Origin of the sequence: Streptomyces panacea, from assembly GCF_040560175.1 — a bacterium.
In the GTDB taxonomy this organism is placed as follows: Bacteria; Actinomycetota; Actinomycetes; order Streptomycetales; family Streptomycetaceae; genus Streptomyces; species Streptomyces panacea.
Genome location: NZ_JARJHW010000011.1, coordinates 44,205 through 61,728, shown reverse-complemented (window position 1 = coordinate 61,728; position 17,524 = coordinate 44,205). Strand labels below are relative to the sequence as shown.

The following is a 17,524-nucleotide window of genomic DNA, read 5'->3' as shown; positions in this document are numbered from 1 at the left end:
CGCTGCCGACGAACTACCTGTTGTCGGCGAGACAGCGCACCGCCACCACCACCGTCGTACCGAATACCGCTTCTTCTCCCGCGAAGGCCCGTCAGAAGCCACCTACGTCAGGGGTATTCGAAGAGGGAGAGCTCGATGGATTCCGCGAGGGCCGCATAGCCCGCGTCGCTGCCGTGGAGGTTGTCGCCCGCATGTGCAGGTCGCTGCGGATGCGGCTGGGATCGGCGGAGTCGCACCAGACGGCGTCGAAGTCGAGTACGCCGTCGAAGGCGCCGCTCGTGCGGATCCAAGCATCGCGGGCGCTGCGGGCGCCGCCGCCGCGGTCGTCGCGGGTGCGGTCACCCTCCTCGTCGTACGCGGCCGCCGGGCGTGGAGCTCGAGTTGACGACCGTACGACGCAAGCGGTGACCACCCGACCCCGGGCTTCCGGTCCCGGTCCCGGTCCCGGTCCCGGTCCCGGGCCTCAGCCCCTCCGCCCCGCCTCCCACTGACCGGTCCCGGCCCGGCCCGGCTCGGCCTGACGACCGGGCCGGGACCGGGGCGGCTCACTCCGTCGGGCGGTGAGCTCCGGGCGCCCCTCGGCCACTGTTCGCGCAGGGCTTTCAGGGTGTCGGCGGTGTCCTGTCCGTCGGGCCGCAGGAGGGCGCGGGGCGATCCCGCGGCTCAGGAGTGTTCGCCTCCGGGTACGTCCTGCTGTTCCTCGGCGAGGACGCTCCCGGCGCCCGCCTGAGGGCCGGTCAGGTGGCTCAGGGTGCCCGTCAGCCGCAGGATGCGGTCCAGGGACGCGGGGCGTCCGTCGAGATGCAGCCGCACCCCGGCCGCGCTGGTGGCCCGGTGGATCGCCAGCAGGGTGGCCAGGCCCATGGAGTCGCAGGTCGCCAACCGGGAGCAGTCCAGGCGTAGATGGCGCGTGCCGGTGCGGCGGGCCAGTTGCCCGCACGTCTCGTCGAGGAGCTGCTGGGAGCTGTCGTAGTCGAGGTCGCCCTCAATGCCCACGCATACGGTGTGCTCATTGGTCAGCGAGACAGTCAGCAGCAGGCCGGCGGGCGGAATCGTCGTCATCGGAGCACTCCTGATCCGGATCGTGTGGCGGGAACGGTTGAGCCGTTCAGCGCCTCTCGGGCGTGGTTGATCAAGCGGCCGGCCCTGGGGAACTCCTTCAGTTCCGTCCCGAGGATGTCCAGGGTCGGTGTCAGCGAGGCCGCGGGGACGCCGCGGACGGTGAGGATGCCCGCTGTCCAGGTGAGGAAGCGGGTGAAGATCTGCTCGCAGTCCATGTAGAGCGCGGCGACCAGGAAGTCGACGATGTGGCCGAGGTCCTCCGCGGCGTGCTGGCGCCGGCGGTCGGTGTAGGACCGCACGGCGGGGAAGCGATCCTCCAGTCCGGCGAGAGCCGCTCTTACGAGGCGGCTGCTGTCCCGCCGCACCATCGTGTACTCCTGATCCGCGAGATGCGGCAGGTCATCGACGGGCTGGTGGCCGGTGCGCGGCGGTTTCAGGGGGCTCCTCGCCAGCAGATCGGCTGCGGCCCGGCCGTCCGGCGCCCATGCGTCGGCACCCAGCAGCCGGGCGTAGCGGCCATCGTCACCGAAGGCGGCGCCGCCGACCAGCACGGGGACGCTCACCGCCTGGCAGGCGGTGATGGCGGCGTGCGCGGCGGGCAGCCGGGTCGCCAGAGAGCTGGAGAGGGCGACGGCGTCCGGGCCCGTACGGTGCACGTGGCCGATCAGGTGCGGGGTGGGCACCTGGGCGCCGAGGTAGTCGACGTGCCAACCGCGTAGCCGCAGCACCTCGGCGAGCAGCCGGGCGGGGAGCGCGTGCCACTCGCCGTCCACACAGGCGACGGTGATACGTCCGGACCCGTCCCGGCCGGTGATACGTCCCGACCGATCCCGGCCGGTGACGTGTCCGGGCCGCCCCCCGGCCGCGTCCGGAGCGTGGCGCGCCGCGAGGGCGGCGATCACCCGGTCGTTGACGGCCGTCGCCGCGTGCTCCATCGCCACGCTCATCCGGTTCGCCGCCCACTCCTCGCCCACCTTGCGCTGGACGGTGCCTATGACATCGAGCAGGAGAGACTCCTCGTCGGCGCCCGCGCTGTGGGCGCCCAGGACAACGCCGTACGCCGCGTACTCGTCGCCGCACGACACCGCCTCCCACAACTTCTCGGCGGTGCCCCGGAGTTCGGCCTCTCCGAACGGATTCGGTCCGGCCGGTTCGGAATGTGCCGGGGAGGTACTCATGCGGTGAACCTGCCCGGTCCGCGTCCACCCACCGCGCTGAGGTGGTTGTTGCGCGGGGCGGTGATCGCGACCACGGCCATGTCGTCGTGCCGTCCACCGCGGACCCACTGGGAGGCCAGCATCTGGACGTGCTCCACCACCGCCGCGGCCGGCATCCCGGCGCACTGGGACAGGGCACTGTGCAGGCGCTCCTCGCCGTACAGGTCGCCGCCGAGGGGGCCGCCCTTGGCCTCGGTGATGCCGTCCGTGAACAGCACGCAGGTCTCACCGGGCGCGAGACTGGCCTCCACCGTGACGGCCGTCGCCTCGGGCAGGGCGCCCACCAGAGTGCCGCGCGTGCGCGCCTCCTCGACGTGTCCGTCGCCGCGCACGATCAGCGGGGCCGGATGGCCGGCACTGGTCAGCCGCAACCGCACGCTGCCGGCGTGCCGTACTGCAGAGGCGAGGACAAGGGTCGCGAATCGGGTGTGGTGTGAATTGAGCAGGGCGCCATTGAGCAGGCTGAGTACCCGCTGGTGGTCGTCGGCCATCGGGAGCAGCGCCTGGAGCGTGTTGCGGATCTTCCCGGTGAGTACGGCGGCCTCCAAACCCTTGCCGCACACGTCACCGAGGATGACGAGGGACTCCTGGCCCTCCGCGTCGGCGGGCGCGGGGTGGACGTCGTAGAAGTCGCCGCCGACACGCTCGCTCTCGGCCGCGGGCCGGTAGGCGCCGGCGAACTCCACGCCGGACACATCGTGCAGCACCGGCGGCAGCAGTTCACGCATCAGCGTCTCGGTGATGGAGCTCTGCTCCGCGTACAGCCTGGCCGCGGAGAGCGCGGCCCCCGCGCGGGCCGCGAACAGCCGGGCGAAGACCTCTTCGTTCTCGGTGAACGGCGCCTGGCCCGCCCGTCGGAGCAGCACCAGGGCGCCGGCGGGCACGCCATGGCCGGGCAGAGGGGTCACCACTATGGAGCCGACCGTGCCGAAGTCCTCGGGAACGATCCAGGCGGGCGCGGCGGCGGGGTCGATCCAGCGTGAGGGCACCGGAGGGAAGCCCTGGAGAGCCTCGGGCAGGCCGGGGACGAGGCCGGGTTCCACGCCGAGCTGTCGGCGCACCGGCTCACCGTCGCGCGTGCACGAGACCATCGCCAGCCCACGGCCGCCGGGCGGTTCGATCACCAGGGCGGCGTCGGCGAGGTGTCCGGCGGCGAGCCTCGCGGTCGTCGCCGTGCAACGGGCCAGATTGAGCGACGACAGAAGCGCGTTCGACGCGTCACCCAGAAAGGCGGTCCGTTCGCGCTCCATGCGCAGCGCCCTGCGGGCCAGCAGATGATCGGTGTCGTCCACCAGCCACCACACGACCTCACCGGTTTCCTCACAGATGGGGTGCGCCTCGAAGGCGCGCTCGCCGATCTCGCCGCGGACGGCGAGGCTGACGGCGGGCGCCACCACGGACGATCCCCTGCCTGTACGGCTCCCGACCCCAACGGAGGACAGATTCTGGTGCGCGGTGGCCAGCCACTCGGGGACCGCGCGGGTCACCTTCGCGCCGGGCCGTGCGTGCGGGAGCAGGGCCGAGGCGGTGTCGTTGAGAAAGCACACGACGCCGTGCCCGTCCACGACGAGCACCGGATACGGCGCCAGACGGAGAGCGGATCTCTTCATGCCACCACCCGTATCGATCGGTTGTTCCGCGGTAGTCGCCACACTCGTGAGGTCCGCTGTGCGGCCCCGTCACCCCTCTCATCTCGACTTGGGAAACGGCTGCCCCCTGAAAACCGTCTCGCACCTCCGACCTTGACGGCAAAAATCAACAAATCACCGCGAAAGCGGCATGAAACCGCAAGTCATCGTTCCGGCCGGAGCCACTCCCGGCCGGGGGCCCGGCCTGTCCGTTACGGAGTCGGGCACCCCTCATGGCAAGTTGACCTGGTGGTCGACCTGTCCGGGCTGATGTTCGCCAACTCTGCACGTGCTGCACGTGCTGCACGTGCTGCACGTGCTGCACGGCGCTCAGCGCGAGCAGCGCGCGGCGCGGCACCGAACGGTGGCCGCCGGACCACTCGGCCAAACCGCGCTACGCCTCTTTGAAGTCACCGGACCTCGGACTTATTCACCATGGCCCCGACCCTCGACCCCGCGGTGACCTCGTAGAGCTGTGACATGACGGGCGGTACACGCACCCGACAACCGCCGCGTGAAGACCGGCCGTCGGGGCAGACGGGTCAGACGGTGAACGCGGAACAGGCAGGACACGAAGCCAAGGGCGGAGTCCCGAGCGTGGGTTCCGAGGAGGCCCGGCCGCTCCCGGCCCTGCCCGCAAACGCGGCAGAGGCGCGGGCACGTGTAGTGGCGCTGCTGCGCAGCGGGTTCTGCGAGATCGACGAGACCACCCTCGACGACATCGTGCTCGCCGACGTGCTGCTCGTCACCTCCGAACTGGTCGCCAACGCGCTGAGACACGGCGGCGGCATCACGGGCTTCGTCGCCGAACCGGCCCATGGCGGGCTGCGGATCATGGTGGCCGATGCCAGCGATCAGCCGCCGGTCACCGTCACGCGCCATCCCGGTGAACACGCCGTCGGCGGATACGGCTGGCTGCTCGTCTGCCGCCTGGCCGAGACTGTCGCCGTCACGGTGACGAGCTCGGGCAAACGGATCGAAGCGCTTCTGAGGCTCTCCTGAGCCCTCCACCGAACTCCGACCCCTCCGACCGCTGTCCGGCGCATCAGCACAGCGTCATGTCCCCGCCCAGCACGATGTCTTCAACCGGTCTGGATCCAGGTGGTGATCGCGAGGAAGGTGGGCACGGGGAAGGCGAGGGCGCCCGCGAGGAGTAGTCGGCTTTCCGTTGTGAGCCGGCGGACGCCGGGTGCGAAGGCCAGCGCGGTGAGCGCGGCAGCGGATCCGGCGACGATCAGCACGTATCGAAGAAGGAGCCCTCCCATGGGCATTCCGGCCGCTATGCCCCAGACCGTGGTCATGCTGACGAGGAACGCGAGCCAGGCGAGGGACACGAGGGTGAGAGCCCACAACACACCGGCCAGCACGGCGAGGGCCGTCTGCCCGCGGTGAGAGGCGGGGGTCGGCCGCCACGGGCCGTAGAGAGTGGCGTACGTCTTGGGGTTCACCCGCGGCGCCTTCCGTAAGAGGGGGTGCTCATGATCCTCGGCCGCGGGGCGCTGCTGTGGCATGAGCGCGGATGCTCACCCTGCCCCCGGTCGGGTACTCACCTGCCGAGCCGGCGCCCGTTGGGACATGCCGACGACGGGGACATCCGGCCCGCTCCGCGGGCCGGACCTGAGGCCGGACCGTGTCGCCGAGCGACAAAGGGCGCAGCACGCGCCTCAAGCGGCGGAAAACGACGCGAGGCGGCCGAAGGTGGCCGAAGTGGTCGTCGTCCGGCTTGCCCATTTGCGCCTCACATCAATGTCAGGTTCTAGGGTGAACGAGCATTGATCAACGCGACATTCCAAGCCATAAAGGTAAGGCAGGACATTATGCGTGCAGCCCGGTACCACGAATACGGCGGAGCCGAGAGCCTGGTGATCGAGCAGGCCCCCGATCCCCACCCCGGACCTGGTGAGATCCGAGTCCGCGTGGCGGCGGCCGGCGTCAATCCCATCGACTGGAAGCTGCGCACCGGCGCCCTGCACCAGTTGCTCCCCCTGGAGCTGCCGGCCATTCCAGGCCGCGACGCCGCCGGCGTGGTGGACGAAATCGGTGACGGAGCGCAGGGGGTGAGCATCGGCGACCGCGTCTTCGGGCTGGGCGGTGTCACCGGCGCAACCGCAGAGCTGGTCATCCTCTCAGCCTGGGCCCACGCCCCCGCCACGTGGAACGATGAGCAGGCCGCGGGCGCCGGTCTCGCGTCCGTGACCGCGATGCGCGGCCTGAACGCGCTCGGCTCCCTCGCGGGGCGCACCCTTCTCGTCGAGGGCGCCGCCGGGGGCGTGGGCAGCGCGGCTGTCGAGATCGCTGTGGCGCGAGGCGCCACCGTGATCGGGACTGCAAGCGAACGCAACCACGAGTTCCTCACCTCTCTCGGCGCCGTTCCCACCACCTACGGCCCCGGTCTCGCACAGCGCCTCACCGCTCTCGCTCCGCACGGCGTCGACATCGCGCTCGACACCGCGGCCTCGGGCTCGCTGGACGACCTCGTCGCGATCACAGGCGACCCGACGCGCATCGCGACGGTCGCCGACCACGCCGGCGGGCAGCGCCTGGGCACACATGTGGTCAACGCGGAGAACGACTCCACCCTCCTGTCCGCAGCCGCGGAACTGGGCCGGCAGGGCCGCTACACACCCCGTATCGAACGGACCTACCCCCTGGAGGAAATCGCCGACGCCCACGCGCACGCCGAGCGCGGACGCACACGCGGAAAGATCGTCGTCTCCATCTGAAGCGGGGGTATGTGGGAGAACGCGAATCCATGATCCGCGGCGTGCTCGAACGCGCCGCCGACCCTGCTGACCACCTCGATGCCTCCGACGGCGAGCGAGCAGTGGCCGCGGCCGCCCTGGTTGTCGCACAGTGCCCTGACGGCGAGCCGACGTGTTCGAACTACGGCCCGTCAAAGCCGCTGGCGGAACTACCCGCAGACCTTCGAACGCTCGCCGTCGACGCCTTGGACCAAGTCGTCTCCGAGCTGTCCGACCTCGCCGAGCTGTGGGCCGAAGCCGCGAACGGCTCGAAGTGGCGCCAGGGCATCGCCCGCCTTCGCGATGTCCTTGACCCTCCGATCCCGCCACAAGAGGAAACCCTCTTCGACATCGACCCCGTGACCCACAGCCACGCAACACAGGATCAGAGCCAGACCCCTGGTTGTGGCCGGCAGTCGGTGGTCTTGCGACCCGCAAATGATCGCGAGGAATAGCATCAGCGCGGGACTGTCCGGCCGGCCGGGAGTCTTGCTGTGCACTGTCGGTCGACGCGCAGAGTGCATAGGCTCCCTGCGTATGAAGGTGCTGATCTCTGTTGACATGGAGGGCATCTCGGGGATCGTGCATCCTGCCGAGACGAATCCGGATCTCTACGACTACGAGCGAGGCCGTGCGTTGATGACGGCCGAGGCGAACGCCGTGATCGCGGGAGTCCTGGATGCCGAGCCCACGGCTGAGGTGTGGGTTGCCGACGCCCACGGGACTTTCCGTAACTTGCTGCCAGAGGAACTCGACCGACGGGCCCGGCTGGTTCGCGGAAGGCCACGTCTCCTGGGCATGCTTGGTGGGCTTGACGAGCACACTGACGCGGTGTTGTTCGTCGGTTACCACGCCCGTGCCGGCGGTGGCCCAGCCGTGCTGGCACACACCATGAGCGACGCCATCCTGGACGTTCGCGTAGCCGGCTGTTCCTTGGGCGAGATCGGTCTCAACGCTGCCATGGCCGGGCACTTGGGTGTGCCGGTCGTACTACTCAGTGGCGATGACTCCGCCTGTGCCGAACTGAGTGATCTGGTGCCCTCGGCTGTCACCGTCGCGGTCAAACAAGCCCTCGGCCAGGCCGCCGCCGTGGCACTGCACCCTGAGGAAGCCCGAGAACGTCTGCACCGGGCGGCCGCCGAAGCCGTGACGCGGCGTGCGGAGGTCTCACCACTTGCCCTTACCGGCCCGCTTGAGGTCGAGGTCGACCTTTACGGCCCCTACATGGTTGACCTGGCAGTACTCGTGCCAGGTGTCTCACGCGGTGAGGGCGGCCGGACGGTCACCTTCACCGCCGTGGACTTCGCCGTTGCCTACCGGCTGGTCCTGCTGCTCGTCCAGCTCGCGAGCGTCAAGCCCGGCTAACCCGCCATGGGGTTGGATCGTGTACGGCTCGTCCGGCCTTGGACGGCTCCTCAGCTCGCGCTCGGGTGCCGGCGAGGCGGTAGGAGTCGGTTCCGATCTCGATGACCGTGCCGTTGAAGGTGAGGCGGTCGACGATGGGCGCGCGGAGCCGGGGTCGGTGAAGGTCATGGTCCAGCCGCCGAAAGACCTGTTGGAGGCGATGGCGACGCTGTTCTTCTCCGCGCGTTCGGTCAGGACCTGGAAGGGAAGTTCGGCGTCGCGACGGTCCAGTTCCATGTAGCCGAGTTCATCGATGCAGAGGAGATTGACGCGAGTCCTGCCCGATCCCGCCCACCGCCACCGCACGGGCGCCGAGATCGCGAAGCGATGCGCCCACGAACTCGTCAAGGAGCGAAAGACCTGATGAACGACAGACCGACGCCCCCAGCAGGCGACGAGATCGTCGAGCTGCGGCCCCACACACCGGCGAGCCTCGAACCCTTGCTGCGCTGGAAGAACGACACCGAGATCCAGCAGCTCAGCGACGACGAGACACACACGTACAACCGCGAACAGGTGGCCGCGACGCTGGAGCGGTGGATGCAGCCCGGCGAAGACACCGTTCACCTCGCGATCGGGCTCGCCGGCCGTGCGGAACCCATCGGTTTCCTCCACCTGGCGCTCATCGAACGGGACCACCGACGGTGTCGGCTGGGCATCGTCATCGGTGAGAAGGACCTATGGGGGCACGGCTACGGGCACTCGGCGGTGGTGAAAGCGGTCGACCACGCCTTCGATGTGCTCGACCTCGAGCGGATCACGGCGGAGGTCTTCGCCGACAACACGCGGTCCGCGCGGCTACTCAAAGGCGCAGGCTTCGTGCACGAGGGCGTCATGCGCGAGAGCATCCACCGCGACGGGCGACGCATCGACGAGCTGATCTTCGGACTGCTGCGGCACGAATGGACTCGAGGACGCAAGTGACGAGCGCGTAGACGGCGGGGACGGAGTGCGCACGTACGGAGGCGGCGGGAGCAGAAGCGGTCAGGAGGGCGGATCAGCCTCTCCGACTTCGTGCCGGCCCGGGCCATTCGGACGAAGCCGTGTACCGGCGGGTCTCGTACGTCGAGTACGGCGGCCATTACCCACCGGCGAACGACCCCGGTGTGCGGCGCCTACTCGACAACGGCATCGTCGGCGGCCTGACCCGGCATCGGATCGCACCCCGTACGAAGCGCTCGTCACCGCCGTACTTGCGTGGAAGGACGCCCACCTCGAACCCCGCGACTACGGCAGATCGCCCTCCAGTTGACCGGCCACTCCCGCGCGGCAGCCGCAGACGTCCGGCGCCACGCCGCCGCACTACCCAGGAGCGACGGCCGCGGCGCCCTCGCCGAAGTCGTCCTCCGCGAAGCCGCCGGCCGCCTCTCCACACCGCTGGAGGCACCGCCCGCTGCGCCCGGAACCGCGCCCGCAGTTGGCCCCCATGCTGCCTTTCCGGATGATCAGTCGGATGGACCTGCTCGGTGAAGAGGCAGCCGGGCCCGTGAAGCGGCTGTTAGGCAGCGAAACGGTGACCCGCCGCGTCGAAGGCAGCGAACGCCACCCGGATGTCCGTCTCCGGACGGACCGCCTCCCGGGCCGCGATGGTGGTGCAGGTAGCCGACCAGGCCATCGCCGCGCTGGTGCAGTAGCCCTTCCCGCACCACGGTTCCCGGGGTCAGCCGTGGGGCCCGGCTCGGGGGTCGCGACGTCGAACGACGCTGCGACCCCCGCCGTCACGCCGAGCAGTTCCCCCGGCACGGTTCCCGGGATTCAGCGGGCGGCGACGAAGGTGATACGGCCCGGCGCGGGGGGCGCGGCCGGGGTGCTCGTAGAGGTGGTGGCCTTGAGGTGGTCGACCAGGGCCTCCAGGTCTGTGCCCTCGCCTCCTTCCCGGCTGGTGATCTCGGCGAAGACGGTGAAGCCGTTGCCGCCGTTCGCGAGGAACTCGTTCAGGACCACCTTGTAGGTGGTGTCCGGGGCCACGGGCTGCCCGTTGATCCGTACGGTGTCCGCGAGGAGGCGGTCGGCGCCGGTCCGGCCCATGTCGACGGAGTAGCTGAGTTCCTTGGAGAGCTGGAGGAAGCGCGGGCTGTCCGCGTTCACGCCGGTGAACTGCTGCTGCAGCGCGGTGATGAGCTGTGCGCCGGTCACCGGCAGGACCCATAGCGGGCTCTCGAACGGCTGGACTCGGTAGGCGTCCGCGTACGTGACGGCGCCGCTGTCATGGAACACGAGGTCGGCGCGCATGCTGCCGGGGTTCATGAGCGCCAGGTCGGCCCCGTGGACCTTGCCGGCGGCGACCTGCGCGTCGGTGATGAAGCTGCCCAGCGGTGTTTCGGACAGGGGCGAGCCGCGGCCCTGCATGTCGGCCGTGATGTAGCCGACGACCCGGTTCGCCACGCTCTCGGAGCGGGTCCGCCAGGTCTCGATCAGCTTTGCCATGGCGGGCTGCTGAGCGGTGTCGACGGGCACGGGGCGGTGTTGCGCCCGTACGGTGCTGCGCACCATGTCCCCGGCCCGGTTGAGGTCGAAGCGCAGGTCGGTGAAGGAGCGGCCGAAGGAGTCGGCCTGGGTGATCAGGCGCCGATGGCCGTTGGGGTCGTTCACCGTGCACTCGTAGGAGGCGTGGGAGTGACCGCTGACGATCAGGTCGACCGCCGGCACCGCCCGCTCGGCGATCTCTTTGATCCGGCCGCCGAGCTTCGCGCCGGGGCCCCCGTCGTCGCAACTCGCGCCGGACTGGCCGGGGACCGCCTCGCCCTCGTGGATGAGGACGACCTGGGCGCGCACGCCCTGTCGGGTCAGCTCCCGCGAGTACCGCTCGATGACCGGGAGCTCGTCGTGGAACTCGACGTCTCGGATCATGGCGGCGTTGATGGCGGTGGGGGCGTCCTTGGTGACCAGGCCGATGAAGCCGATCCGCTGCCCGCTGGGCAGGGTCTTGACGGTGTAGGGCTTCAACAGCGGGGTTCTACTGCCGCGTTCGGTCACGTTGGCGGCGAGAAAGGCGAAGTCCGCGCCCTTGTACGGGGCCTCGGGGGCGCAGCCGTCGTCCGGATGGCAGCCGCCGTTGACCATGCGCCGGAGTTCGGCCGGGCCTTCGTCGAACTCGTGGTTGCCGACCGAGGAGACGCCGAGGCCGAGCTCTTCGAGGGCGTCGACCGTCGGCTCGTCGTGGAAGAGGGCCGAAAGCAGCGGGCTGCCGCCGATCATGTCGCCGGCGCCGACGGTGAGGGTGTTGGGCAGGTCTGCGCGGGCTTCGTCGAGGAGCGTGGCCATTTGAGCGAGGCCGCCGGCCTGAATTGTCGGCCCGCGGTGGGTGATCCGGCCCGCCGCGCCGTCCACGGGGAGGAGATTGCCGTGCAGGTCGTTGAGGGCGAGCAGTTGGACGGGGGTGCGGGCGCCCGGGGCGGAGTTCACCTCCGCGGGGTCGGATTGGGCGGCTGCGGGCCCGGCCAGGAGCAGGGGGACGAGGGCGAGCGCGGGTACTCCGCGCCGCACGAAGCGGTTGATCATGAGGGTGGTTGTACGGGTAGGGGAGAGGCACGGGTGACCTGCCACACCGGTGCCGCGCGGAACATCACCACAGAAACGATCGTGCGGCTCGCCCGTATGGAGGTTGTGGCGCAGCATTCGCACGGCCGGGTCGGCTCTCGTAGGAGGGCGCGCATCACCTCCGCCCACTGCTGGGGACTTACCGTCTCGGGCTGCCGGGACGGCCCGCCCGGCGGGCGCTCCGTTGAAGAATGGTGACGGTCTCCCGCCTGGCGGGAAGCACCCCGGATCGCGCTTTCGTTCAGGTGGCGGGACCGCCACCGACGGCCATCCCTTCTGGGCCCCGTCCTCGGCCGCTGGATCGAAGCCGACGAACTCACCACCGGCCAACGGCTCCAGACCAGCACCGGCACCTGAACGCAGATGACAGCCGTCCCCACCACACCAAGTCAACGACGGTCTACAACCTCACCGTCAACGACCTCCACACCTACTACGTCCTGGCAGGGGCCGCCCCGGTTTCCCAGGCGCTCAACGCTGCGCTCATGGGCACGTTCCGCGTTCGGTCCTTCGGTCCCGTCGCGGTCCCGTCGCGGTCGCGGAACTCGCCGATTCCGCGTGCATGTCGCTGAAACAGGAGGCCGATGCCGTGCGTGCCCTGCGCTTGGCCCCTGACGCTGTCACGGACCCCGACTCCTCAATGAACCGCCTGCGGCGAGAGAAGAAGCTGGAGGTGACGACGGCCTACTCCATGTTCGCCGACGCAACCCGGCACGCCGTGAACGACCCGCTGTCATGAAGCCACTTCGGGGGTCACTGCCGCTCCTCACCAGCCCCGCCCGTCCGACGCTTCGCCGAGGTCTTGGGAAAGCTGTTCGAGGGACTGGAGGTATCGGTGCGCCGGTGCGCGGCCAGACGCCGGCGTGACCCCGGCGCGTTCTCCCCGCTACCTCAATGGAGCGCGCTTACCCCTGGCCCGTAGTCATGGAGATGCTTACCGATCTCGCCGAACGGCGGGGCAAGGCCCGAGGTGTCGCGTGCTGTCGCCGCGACGCGGTGGCCTTCGTGGAGCAGCGTTTCGGCGAGCGCCCGTCCCAGGCCCGCTGTGGTGCCGGTGAGGAGTCAGGCGCGAAGGGTTGTGCGCCATGTCCCCACCTTCTTTCCGGGCGGGCTGCTCGTGGCGGCCCGCCCGGTCACGTGGCCGGTGGTCGGCGGTGCGCTGCCACATCCGTCCGATGCCGTAGCCGGTGAGGAGTTCGGTACCTGTACTGAAGACGCAGGTCCAGGAACATCTCTGCGGCAGCGACTCCCACGGGGCGGCTGGAACATTCTGGGGCCAGACCGGTGCGTGAGGGTGTTGCCGGGCTCACCGGTCGTCGGAAGCTGGGGTTGTCCGCTCCGCGGTTCACGGTGCGAGGAACACGTCGGGGCTGCCGGTCGTCCAGTAGATGCGCAGCGTGCGACGCGAGATGCGCCAGCCGTCGGGGGTGCGCACGAGGTCGTCCTCGTAGGTGCCGCCGGTGTGGTAGTACTCGCTGCCCCGGTGGTGATGGGCGACGATCTGGGTGGACGCGTGTGCTCCCGTGTCCGTTATCTCGACGGCCTGAACACCCAGCAGGTGCTGCGTCGCGTCGAGGCTGCGGAACATTTGCCGGGCCCCGTCCGCGACAGCGCTGCCTCCGGTCGTGACACCGCTGAACTTCTCTCCCTCCGGCAGGTAGGCGTCGAAGACGATCTGCACGTCGGCATCATTGGTGAAGACGGAAGCAACGCGGGCAAAGTCGCGGCGGTCCAAGCCAAAGACATAGGTCGTGAGCAGGCCGAGGATCTCGCTGCGGTCCGAGTGGTCGGGAATGGAGGTGTCGCTCATGAGATTCCGATCGTGATGGGGAGGAGTCGGAGGCTGGAAGGGCGGATTGCGAAAACCCTCATATGTAACAAGTTCAGTTACATATTGTTCGGCACGTCACGCACGCGGATGGCGAGCGAGGGCTGAGCGCATGCCCACACCGAGCGCCACCCTCGCGCTCAGATCCGCATCTCGGGCCTTCGGGGTGTACGACGCCGATGATGCGGCGGCCCCGCCCGGAGACGTAGGCCCGTTCCATCTGCGCCGTTCAGCGAGGCTCGGAACGCATCGCCGGTATGCGAACGAGGCCGCACAGCAGGCGAGCACGGCCCCCTCGGCAATCCCGGCCATTGCCGACTGCCGGCCGAGAGCTGCCAAGGCCGTGCGTTTCCGGCGCGGAATTCACCCGGCCGAACCTGCCGCTGCGCAGTGTCGGCCGGAGTGTGCAGGTCCCGGCCCGCAAGCCACTGGGTGCGATGCGGAGAGCACCCGCCCAGCCGATGTTCTTAGATACCGGCGAGGACGGTGGGGTCGCCTTCGGTCCAGGCGTTGTCGACGGTGACGCGCTGGATGACCCAGACTTCGCCGCTCCTGATCAGTTCGACGTCGTATCGGTTGGTCATCAGAACGTGCCGGGAGTGGTCCTCGCGGGGCAGGTGCTGGCACGCCATGATCCCTTCGAGGTGCGCCTTGTCGCCGTCGAGCGTCACCCGCGGATTGCTCAGCGAGTGCGTGGTGTCCAGGTGGCCGAGCGAGCCCGACAGGGCCGCGGCGATCGTCTCCCGGCCCTCGATCGGCGGGTACTCCTGGCCGGCCTTCTTCGTGGCCGGGCCGAAATCGGCCACCGCGTCATCCGCGAAAGCGGAGGCCAGCAGGGCCTTGTCCCGCAGATCCAGGCCTGCGGCGTAGCGGTAGAGGGTCTCCACCACGGCGAACTTGTCCTCGATCGCCGTGGGAGAGGTGCTGCTGTCGATGTCCGACATGGTGCGTCCTTAACTCGTGGGTCCGTCGTTGCACCCACCGTAGACTCCTAATCGACAGTTGTCGAATATCTAATCGACGGGTGTCGAACAGTGGTACCGTCGAGAGTGGAATCGTCGAAGGAGTGTCATGTCCGAAGTGGATCTCATTACCCGAGTGGCGACCGTCGCCGGCGCCGGCAGGGGATCGGATCGCCCTCATGCCGAGCTGTTGGCCGCTCGTTACTCGAAGGCCGTGGAGAGAGACGCCACCGGTGACGGGGAGGGAGCGACGCCGTCCCTGCCGATGGTCGGAGCACACGGGATGACGCCGAGCCCAGGCGGACGAAGCCCGCTGATCGCCCTCGGAATAGGGTGCGTTCCATGGTGAATGAACAGTCCCCGGCAGCTGAAGCGGACCCGCGCTTCGCCCGCTCGCGACGGGCGATCGCGGACACCCTGGCCGACCTCATGCAACGGACGCAGTCGTGTCCTTCGGTCTCCGCACTGGCGGAAGCCGCGGGCATTCACCGTGCCACCTTCTACAACCACTTCGACTCGGTCGAAGCGGCCGCGGTGTACGTGATCGCGGACGATTTCCGCGCCCTTCACGACCTGAATATCAGCGACCGGCAGATGGGTGCGGACCCGGCTGCCGTAGCAGTGGCGACGCTGAACGCCATGCTTGACTCTCTTCGGCAGCGCAAGAGCCTCTTCCTGCTGGCTTCGACCTGGCGATCGTCGAGCGGGCTGATGGGTATCGGCGACCTTCTCCTGGACCGACTCCGCGCTCTTCGGCGCGACCTCGGTGTTGACGAGCAGGAGTCCGGCCCGGACAACTCGGTCGAGGACGTCTACACGGCCTCCGGCGTGCACGGAGTCTTCTCAGCCGCGGTCGGGGGGAACACCGACTGTGATCCGGAGGAGATCGCTGTCCGTCTGTACGCTCTTCTGCCCGAGTGGATTCGCCAGCCACCAGAGTCGTCGAAGAACTGATTCGGCAACGCAGCTGGTCATGACACCGGACAGCTTCAACAACATCAACCGCCGTATCCACCGGTGCGCCGCCCCCTCCTGACAGGGCGCCGCCGACCATTCCGGCCCTGAACCCGGCACCTCACCCCACTGCGCGGCAACAGCCTGGGACAGCGCGCTGAACCGGCAGCGCAACACGGGCAACTGTTGTCCGCATCGGTGAAACCCCGTCCTTGGCGCGTTCGACGCGCTCGTCATCATCGCCCTGGGGGTTGCCTCCCCGCAGCCACGCTGCCGCCGCTCCTCCCAGGGAGGACTCGTTGACCTTCCCCGGTCAGTGCGGTCCAACCCGGCCTCGTCACTTGGAGTTCCTGATGGCTTCTCACGTCCCGCCCCGTCCCGCGATTCGCTACCTGGCCGTCACCTTCGACTGTCCCGATCCCGCCGAGCTGGCGCACTTCTACAGTGAGGCCCTCAACCTGCCCATCACTCTTTCCACCGACGGCTTCGTACTCCTGGGCCGCGAGGGTGCACCCGGACTGGGCTTCTACCGTGTGGACGACTACCAGCCCCCCACCTGGCCGGACTCCTCGGTACAGAAGCAAGCCCATCTCGAACTGGGCGTGGACGACCTGGACTCGGCCCAAGCCCGACTCATCGCTCTGGGAGCCGTCGAAGCCGACGTGCAACCGCTCCCCAACCGGCGGCGGGTCCTGATGGACCCTGCCGGTCACCCGTTCTGCATCACCCTCTGAGAACGGTCCTCCAAGCACCACAGCGGTGCCGCCGACGAACAACTCCCTTGGCGGGAGCACCCCTTTCCGCGACAGGCCACTCGGAGATCTGCCGGCGCGGGTCAATCGGGCAACGCGCGGGATCGGCGCCCGGTGCCGCCGGCCATCCCCGCTCGCACACATGCGTCCATAGCCGCACTATCACCCACATCGACTTCGACTTCGACGAGCCGGACCCCCTTTGGGGCCGCGCGTCAGGAGGAGACCGCACCATGAGCATCGCCCTCGTGCGAAACCCAGGCGACGGCCAGGACTTTCGCTACTACAACAACGTCATCGAGCAGGTGGCGACAAACGCCGAGACAAGCGGAGCAGCCAGTGTCATGCGTCTCACCGTGAGCCGCGAGGATGCGCCCCCGCTGCACACCCACAGCCGGGAGGACGAGAGCTGGGTAGTCCTGTCCGGGCGCGTCCGGTTCTGGGTCGGATCGACCTCGCTCGACGAGTGCGAGGTGCACGACACCGAGCCCGGTGCCTACGTCTACGTATCCCGACTCGTCCCCCACACATTCCAGACCATCACGCCGACCGCAGAGGTCCTCGTCATCAACAACCCCGGAGCCATCGAGGGACTCTTCCACACGGTTGGACCCGCCGACGCGCGTGCCGACGCCGACCACACCGACCTCGCGTCGGACTACGGCATCGTGAACCACGACAACCCGCCCCCCGCATAGATCCCGGAGAGCGCCTGGTGATCGCCACCGATGAGATCAACGGCCACCCAGGACCCCGAGACGGGCCGCCGGCTCGTATCACCCCGGTTGAAGCCCGGCGCACCGGCCGCTGCCTTCCGGCCACCGGCGCACCGGCGCACCGGCCACCGGCGCACCGGCCACCGGCCTCCGCAACGCCACCTCGCCCCGGCTGTTTCTGCGCACCCGCTCACCGCCCGGCGGCCATCTGCCGCTGCGCGTCCAGATCCGCGAGCGCGCCCTGCCTTGTGGCACCACCGACCGGAACCGACCCCCTGCCCCTACCGGCAACACACAGCTCCCATCCGAAAGAGAAACACCATGAGCCAGGATCTCAAGGACAAGGTCATCACCTACCTCCGCGCACTGGAGAAGCCCGACTGGGAGGCCGCGCGTGCCCTGTGCGCCGAGACAGCCACCGTCTGGCACAACGACGGCAAAGGCGATGAGACGCTCGATGAGTACTTCGAGGGGCTGAAGAGACAGATCGGTTCCTACGAATCGATTCGCTACGAAATCATCCGCCAGCTGTCCCAGCCGGGCGGAGTTCTCCAGCAGCACGTGGTGCGCGTAACCGCGAATGACGGTGAGCGCGGTGGGGTGTACGCCGCGGTCTACTTCGGCTTCGACGATGCCGAACTGATCACCCGCATCGAGGCGTACGCGAACTACATCCCCGACGGCCAGGAGGGCTGAGGCGGCCACCGGGCGAGGAAGCGC

Annotated in this window: 17 protein-coding genes and 2 pseudogenes; 11 read left to right on the top strand and 8 right to left on the bottom strand. The window is 69.1% G+C overall.

Features of this window, described 5'->3' with window-relative positions; all coding sequences use genetic code 11:
- Nucleotides 1-663: 663 nt before the first annotated feature.
- Genes P3L51_RS05095 through P3L51_RS05085 form a run of 3 tightly spaced genes read right to left on the bottom strand, consistent with a single transcriptional unit; the run spans nucleotide 664 to nucleotide 3,889 of the window.
- On the bottom strand, nucleotides 664-1,062 hold the full coding sequence (locus P3L51_RS05095) for an STAS domain-containing protein (protein ID WP_354603819.1): 399 nt from the start codon (nucleotides 1,060-1,062) through the stop codon (nucleotides 664-666).
- A complete protein-coding gene (locus tag P3L51_RS05090) occupies nucleotides 1,059-2,240 on the bottom strand; it encodes a cobalamin B12-binding domain-containing protein (protein ID WP_354603818.1) in 1,182 nt (393 codons plus the stop codon). The genes P3L51_RS05095 and P3L51_RS05090 overlap by 4 nt, the downstream gene beginning before the upstream one ends.
- On the bottom strand, nucleotides 2,237-3,889 hold the full coding sequence (locus tag P3L51_RS05085; protein ID WP_354603817.1) for a PP2C family protein-serine/threonine phosphatase: 1,653 nt from the start codon (nucleotides 3,887-3,889) through the stop codon (nucleotides 2,237-2,239). Before P3L51_RS05085 ends, P3L51_RS05090 begins: the two co-directional genes overlap by 4 nt.
- 615 nt (nucleotides 3,890-4,504) lie before the next feature.
- Here P3L51_RS05085 and P3L51_RS05080 point away from each other — a divergent pair.
- Nucleotides 4,505-4,909 carry an ATP-binding protein gene (locus tag P3L51_RS05080; protein WP_354603816.1) on the top strand — a complete coding sequence of 135 codons (405 nt, stop codon included), beginning with the start codon at nucleotides 4,505-4,507 and terminating at the stop codon, nucleotides 4,907-4,909.
- 80 nt (nucleotides 4,910-4,989) lie between these two features.
- Here P3L51_RS05080 and P3L51_RS05075 read toward each other — a convergent pair whose 3' ends face one another.
- A complete protein-coding gene (locus P3L51_RS05075; RefSeq protein ID WP_354603815.1) occupies nucleotides 4,990-5,355 on the bottom strand; it encodes a hypothetical protein in 366 nt (121 codons plus the stop codon).
- 369 nt (nucleotides 5,356-5,724) lie between these two features.
- On the opposite strand from P3L51_RS05075, the gene P3L51_RS05070 reads away from it, so the two are divergent.
- The 3 genes from P3L51_RS05070 (at nucleotide 5,725) to P3L51_RS05060 (ending at nucleotide 8,013) form a co-directional block, all read left to right on the top strand.
- Nucleotides 5,725-6,630 (top strand): NADP-dependent oxidoreductase, encoded by a 906-nt coding sequence (locus P3L51_RS05070; protein ID WP_354603814.1) that lies wholly within the window; start codon nucleotides 5,725-5,727, stop codon nucleotides 6,628-6,630.
- A gap of 29 nt (nucleotides 6,631-6,659) precedes the next feature.
- Nucleotides 6,660-7,103 (top strand): DUF4259 domain-containing protein, encoded by a 444-nt coding sequence (locus P3L51_RS05065; protein WP_354603813.1) that lies wholly within the window; start codon nucleotides 6,660-6,662, stop codon nucleotides 7,101-7,103.
- An 82-nt stretch (nucleotides 7,104-7,185) separates the two neighbouring features.
- Nucleotides 7,186-8,013 (top strand): M55 family metallopeptidase, encoded by an 828-nt coding sequence (locus tag P3L51_RS05060; RefSeq protein WP_354603812.1) that lies wholly within the window; start codon nucleotides 7,186-7,188, stop codon nucleotides 8,011-8,013.
- Here P3L51_RS05060 and P3L51_RS05055 read toward each other — a convergent pair.
- Nucleotides 8,000-8,325: pseudogene (locus P3L51_RS05055) on the bottom strand (ATP-binding protein); the annotation flags it as partial. The gene P3L51_RS05060 and the pseudogene P3L51_RS05055 overlap by 14 nt on opposite strands.
- Before the next feature lie 90 nt (nucleotides 8,326-8,415).
- Here P3L51_RS05055 and P3L51_RS05050 point away from each other — a divergent pair.
- Nucleotides 8,416-8,976 carry a GNAT family N-acetyltransferase gene (locus P3L51_RS05050; RefSeq protein WP_354603811.1) on the top strand — a complete coding sequence of 187 codons (561 nt, stop codon included), beginning with the start codon at nucleotides 8,416-8,418 and terminating at the stop codon, nucleotides 8,974-8,976.
- 232 nt (nucleotides 8,977-9,208) lie between these two features.
- Nucleotides 9,209-9,497 (top strand): annotated as a pseudogene (locus tag P3L51_RS35955) (DUF6415 family natural product biosynthesis protein); the annotation flags it as partial.
- A 310-nt stretch (nucleotides 9,498-9,807) separates the two neighbouring features.
- On the opposite strand, the gene P3L51_RS05045 reads toward P3L51_RS35955, so the two are convergent.
- On the bottom strand, nucleotides 9,808-11,553 hold the full coding sequence (locus P3L51_RS05045; RefSeq protein WP_354603810.1) for a bifunctional metallophosphatase/5'-nucleotidase: 1,746 nt from the start codon (nucleotides 11,551-11,553) through the stop codon (nucleotides 9,808-9,810).
- 601 nt (nucleotides 11,554-12,154) lie between these two features.
- Between P3L51_RS05045 and P3L51_RS05040 the strand changes: the two genes are divergently transcribed.
- Entirely contained in the window at nucleotides 12,155-12,331 is a 177-nt protein-coding gene (locus P3L51_RS05040) for a hypothetical protein (RefSeq protein ID WP_354603809.1), read from the top strand.
- Between the two features lie 606 nt (nucleotides 12,332-12,937).
- On the opposite strand, the gene P3L51_RS05035 is transcribed toward P3L51_RS05040, so the two are convergent.
- Nucleotides 12,938-13,402 carry a nuclear transport factor 2 family protein gene (locus tag P3L51_RS05035; protein ID WP_354603808.1) on the bottom strand — a complete coding sequence of 155 codons (465 nt, stop codon included), beginning with the start codon at nucleotides 13,400-13,402 and terminating at the stop codon, nucleotides 12,938-12,940.
- A 485-nt stretch (nucleotides 13,403-13,887) separates the two neighbouring features.
- Complete coding sequence (locus P3L51_RS05030; RefSeq protein ID WP_354603807.1) at nucleotides 13,888-14,364, bottom strand: nuclear transport factor 2 family protein; 477 nt, start codon at nucleotides 14,362-14,364, stop codon at nucleotides 13,888-13,890.
- A 360-nt stretch (nucleotides 14,365-14,724) separates the two neighbouring features.
- Between P3L51_RS05030 and P3L51_RS05025 the strand changes: the two genes are divergently transcribed.
- From P3L51_RS05025 to P3L51_RS05010, 4 genes are all read left to right on the top strand, one after another.
- A complete protein-coding gene (locus P3L51_RS05025; RefSeq protein WP_354603806.1) occupies nucleotides 14,725-15,336 on the top strand; it encodes a TetR/AcrR family transcriptional regulator in 612 nt (203 codons plus the stop codon).
- A gap of 353 nt (nucleotides 15,337-15,689) precedes the next feature.
- Complete coding sequence (locus P3L51_RS05020; protein WP_354603805.1) at nucleotides 15,690-16,070, top strand: VOC family protein; 381 nt, start codon at nucleotides 15,690-15,692, stop codon at nucleotides 16,068-16,070.
- A gap of 251 nt (nucleotides 16,071-16,321) precedes the next feature.
- Nucleotides 16,322-16,786 (top strand): cupin domain-containing protein, encoded by a 465-nt coding sequence (locus tag P3L51_RS05015; RefSeq protein ID WP_354603804.1) that lies wholly within the window; start codon nucleotides 16,322-16,324, stop codon nucleotides 16,784-16,786.
- 339 nt (nucleotides 16,787-17,125) lie between these two features.
- Nucleotides 17,126-17,500 carry a nuclear transport factor 2 family protein gene (locus tag P3L51_RS05010; RefSeq protein WP_354603803.1) on the top strand — a complete coding sequence of 125 codons (375 nt, stop codon included), beginning with the start codon at nucleotides 17,126-17,128 and terminating at the stop codon, nucleotides 17,498-17,500.
- The last annotated feature ends 24 nt before the right edge of the window (nucleotides 17,501-17,524 follow it).